The following is a 4144-nucleotide window of genomic DNA, read 5'->3' on the forward strand; positions in this document are numbered from 1 at the left end:
GGAACACCATCTGCACCTGGCTGACGGTGTCGGTGTTGCGCTTCTGGATCGGGGTCGATTGCACGTTTTCGTCAAACAGCATGATCGAGCCGGAGGTCGCGGTCTCCAGCCCCATCAGCACCTTGGCGAAGGTCGACTTGCCGCAGCCCGATTCGCCGACGATGGCCAACGTCTCGCCTTCGCGGGCCTCGAAGGACAGGGTCTCGTTCGCCTTGACCACCTTCTTGGTGCCGCCGCCGAAGGTGCCGCCGGAGACGGAGTAGTATTTCCGCAGGTCCTCCATCTTCAGGACGACGCGGCCGACCTGAGCCTTTTCCTTCACCTCGCGCGCAGCGGGAGGGGCGGTCCAGTCGATCTCGTTCCAGCGGAAGCAGCGGGTCTCGTGCCGGTCGCTGTCCGGGACCGGGAACATCGGCACTTCGGCGGCGTCGCAGCGGCCCTGCTGGAAATAGTCGCAGCGGGGTCCGAAGTTGCAGCCCGGTGGGCGTTCGTGGGGCAGGGGGAAGTTGCCCGGGATCGAGATCAGCGGCCGGGCGTTCTTGTCGGCGCCCGGCAGCGGGATCGAGCGGAAGAGCGCCTGGGTATAGGGGTGGCGCATCTCGTCGAAGACCTGTTCGACATTGCCGGTCTCGACCGCCTCGCCGGAATACATCACGCAGATGCGGTCGCAGACATCCATCACCAGACCAAGGTTGTGGCTGATGAACAGCATCGAGGTGCCGTATTTCTCGCCCAGATCCTTCACCAGATCGACGATCCCGGCCTCGACCGTCACGTCCAGCGCCGTGGTCGGCTCGTCCAGGATCAGGAGCGCGGGCTTCGCCATCAGCGCCATGGCGATGACGATGCGCTGCTGCTGGCCGCCCGACAGCTGGTGAGGATAGGAATTGATGATCCGGTCGGGGTCGGGCAGGCGCACGTCGGCGACGATCTGGCGGGCAAGTGCCCAGGCGTCAGCCTTCGACATGCCGGAGTGCAGCATCGGCACCTCGGCCAGCTGCGCGCCGACCTTCATCGCCGGGTTCAGGCTGGCCATCGGCTCCTGATAGATCATGGCGATCTCGGAGCCGCGGATATGGCGCAACTCCTCGTCGCTCATCCGCGCCAGGTCGCGGCCCTTGAACTTCATCGAGCCCGCGACGATGCGGCCGGTCTTGCCCAGCTCGCGCATCACCGCCAGCGCGACGGTGGATTTGCCGCAGCCGGATTCGCCGACCAGCCCCATCGCCTCGCCCGCCATGACCGAGCAGGAGAAATCCATCACCGCCGGAATCTCGCGCAGGCGGGTGAAGAAGCTTATCGAGAGGTGCTCGATCTCCAGGATCGGTTGCGAGGGTTCCCAGGGGGTGTCGCTGGCGGAAGCTGGCATGGCATCAATCCTTCAGGCTTTCTTCGCGCAATCCGTCGGCAAGGAGGTTCAGGCCGAGGACGAGGCTCATCAGTGCCACGGCGGGCACCACCGCAGGGTGGGGGAACATCGACAGGAGCTTGCGGCCCGCGTTGATGGTGGACCCCCAGTCCGGACTTTCGGGCGAGACGCCGAGGCCGAAGAAGCCCAGCGTGCCGAGCAGGATGGTGGTATAGCCGATCCTGAGGCAGAAGTCGACGATCAGCGGCCCGCGGGCATTGGGCAGGATTTCCCACAGCATGATATACCAGGGGCTTTCGCCGCGGGTCTGCCCCGCCGCCACGTAGTCGCGCGCCTTGATGTCCATCACCAGACCCCGGACGATGCGGAACACACCGGGCGAGTTCACGAAGACCACCGACACGAAGACGTTCAGCATGTTCGGGTCCATCGAGAAGATCGGCCGGCCGATCAGGTAGCGGATGGGATCGGCGTTGAAGGCAAGGCCGGTGTAGGCCCAGAGACCCAGAAGCAGCGTCACGCCGACATAGAGGTTGCGCCGCGGCGGGTTGGTCTTGAAGCGCGAGTTGAAGAGGACCGCGAAGAAGATCACCGGGAAGAGGAAGAGCACCGCAGCGAAATACATCGGGATGCCGGTCTGCACCATCTCGGGCGTGACCAGCAGGTAGAACAGCAGGATCACCGGGAAGGCGAGGACGAGGTTGGCGAGGAAGGACAGCAGCGTGTCCAGCTTGCCGCCGAAATACCCGGCGGGCAGGCCCAGCGTCACGCCGACCATGAAGGCAAAGACCGTGGCGGCGGGGGCGATCTGCAGGACGCGCTGCGCGCCCATCACCATCCGGCTGAAGACGTCGCGGGCCAGGTGGTCGCCGCCGAAGAGATACCAGGCAAAGGCGCCCTCGGTCGGGTTCTTGACCACTGAGCCGGGCATGACGTTCTTCATCCCCGACAGTTGTCCCAGCGGGTCCTGGGTGATGATCGCCGATGCGAAGATCGCGGTGAAGACCCAGAAGAGCACGATGCCGAGCCCGACCATGCCGACGGGGCTGTCCATCAGCTTGCCGTAGAGGCCGAGCCTGCGCTTGAAGCGGATCGACAGGGTGAAGGTCACGATCAGCGCGGCCCAGACCGGCCAGAACCGCAGGGTTGCCCATCCGATGATGCCCTTCGACTGCACGGGCAGGATGAAGCCCGCCAGCGCGATCAGGAGGATCGCGAGCAGGATCAACCCGATCGCCACCTGGGCCACCAGGTCGAGCGTTCTGCCCAGGCCCCGGGGCCGCGCCATGAGCACGGGGCCGGAGGCGGTCTGCGCCGCGGTCCCGGTTGCCCAGGCGGCCAGCGAGACAAGGATGCGCCCGGCCACCGCCACGGCCAGCACGACGGCGGCAATGGTGATGACCGGGACGAGGAATGGGCCAGTTGCGCCGGTCCAGCTGAGGTTTTCCATGCTTCTTTCCTCCTCAGGCCAGACGGATGCGCGGGTTCAGGAAGACATAGCCGATGTCCGAGATCAGCTGCGTCACCAGCACCACGAAGACGGCCACCACCGAACAGGCCAGCAGCATGTTGATGTCGTTGTTGCCGGCGGCCTGCACCAGGGTCCAGCCGAAGCCCTTGTAGTTGAACAGCGTCTCCACGATGACCACGCCGTTCAAAAGCCAGGGGAACTGCAGCATGATCACCGTAAAGGGGGCGATCAGCGCGTTCCGCAGCGCGTGTTTCATCACCACGGTGCGAAAGGGGACGCCCTTCAGCCTTGCGGTGCGGATATATTGCTGGGTCATCACCTCGGTCATCGAGGCGCGGGTCATACGGGCGATATAGCCGATGCCGTAAAGCGCGATGGTCATCACCGGCAGGCCGAAGTTCCAGAAGGTGAGCCCGTTCATGGCGGATGTGGCGGTGCCCTGGAACAGGGTCTTGCCCTCGATCCAGCCCATCTCGTTCAGCCAGGGCGAGATGCCCGCCGTAGCGCTGGCGAAAAGCGCGATGAAAATGACGCCCGAGACATATTCCGGCGTCGCGGTGGTGGCGATGGCGAAGGTGGACAGCACCCGGTCGGTCCGCGACCCCTCGCGCATGCCAGACAGCACGCCGAGGATCAGCGAGGTCGGCACCATCACGATCATCACCCAGAGCATCAGCCAGCCGGTATGGCCCAGGCTGCGCGCCAGCACCTCGCTGACCGGCTGCTTGAAGACGGTGGACCAGCCCCAGTTGCCCTGCAGGACGCCGCAGTAGGAGGGCGGAGTCTGGCCCGCCGGGATGCGGTTCAGGCAGCGCCCCGTCGCCTTGCCGTCGGCGGTGGTTCCGGTCCAGCCGGGCAGCACGCCCAGCCACTCGCCGTAGCGCACCAGCGTGGATTGCGCAAAACCGTTAGAGGCCAGCCAGCTGTCGACCTGCGCGTCGGTCATCCGGGCCGAAGCCTCGGATTTTGCGAGCTTTTCCAGGTTTGGCGGCAGGTTGGTCAGGTAGAAGACCACGAAGGTCAGCACCAAGGCCGTGAGGATCATCACGCCGATGCGGCGCAGTACGAAAATAAGCATGGCTCATCCTTCCCGATGGGCAGGGCAGGTGGGACAGCAGGCCCCACGCGACGGCTGTGCGGAAGGAAGCCCCGCCCGTCAGGCGGACGGGGCTTGGAACCTCAGGCAGTCCAGTGCCACTTGTACTGGTGGTGCTCGAAGGTCGCGTGCATTTCGCAGCCGCCCACTTTCGGATCGGTGTGGCGGAAGAGCGAGCGCCAGTAGGGCTGGATCAGCACGCCCTGCT

The 4144-nt window shown here is 65.3% G+C and carries 3 protein-coding genes; all 3 read right to left on the reverse strand.

The annotated features are described in order from the left end of the window. Positions 1–1369 (reverse strand): ABC transporter ATP-binding protein (locus V7Q39_RS19635; RefSeq protein WP_333818299.1); only part of this gene is annotated, 1369 nt, incomplete at its 3' end. Between the two features lie 4 nt (positions 1370–1373). Then, positions 1374–2819 (reverse strand): ABC transporter permease, encoded by a 1446-nt coding sequence (locus V7Q39_RS19640; RefSeq protein WP_333818300.1) that lies wholly within the window; start codon positions 2817–2819, stop codon positions 1374–1376. Positions 2820–2832: 13 nt separating this feature from the next. Beyond that, the gene (locus V7Q39_RS19645) at positions 2833–3918 is read right to left on the reverse strand and encodes an ABC transporter permease (protein WP_333818301.1); all 1086 of its coding nucleotides are present in this window, start codon (positions 3916–3918) and stop codon (positions 2833–2835) included. Positions 3919–4144: the final 226 nt, after the last annotated feature.

The sequence above is a fragment of the Tabrizicola sp. genome, assembly GCF_036781545.1.
Lineage (GTDB): Bacteria > Pseudomonadota > Alphaproteobacteria > Rhodobacterales > Rhodobacteraceae > Tabrizicola.

Excerpts from the sequence above, each read along its gene's own strand:
- V7Q39_RS19640 (WP_333818300.1), bottom strand. The coding sequence starts at position 2,819 with ATGGAAAACCTCAGCTGGACCGGCGCAACTGGCCCATTCCTCGTCCCG.
- V7Q39_RS19645 (WP_333818301.1), bottom strand. The coding sequence starts at position 3,918 with ATGCTTATTTTCGTACTGCGCCGCATCGGCGTGATGATCCTCACGGCC.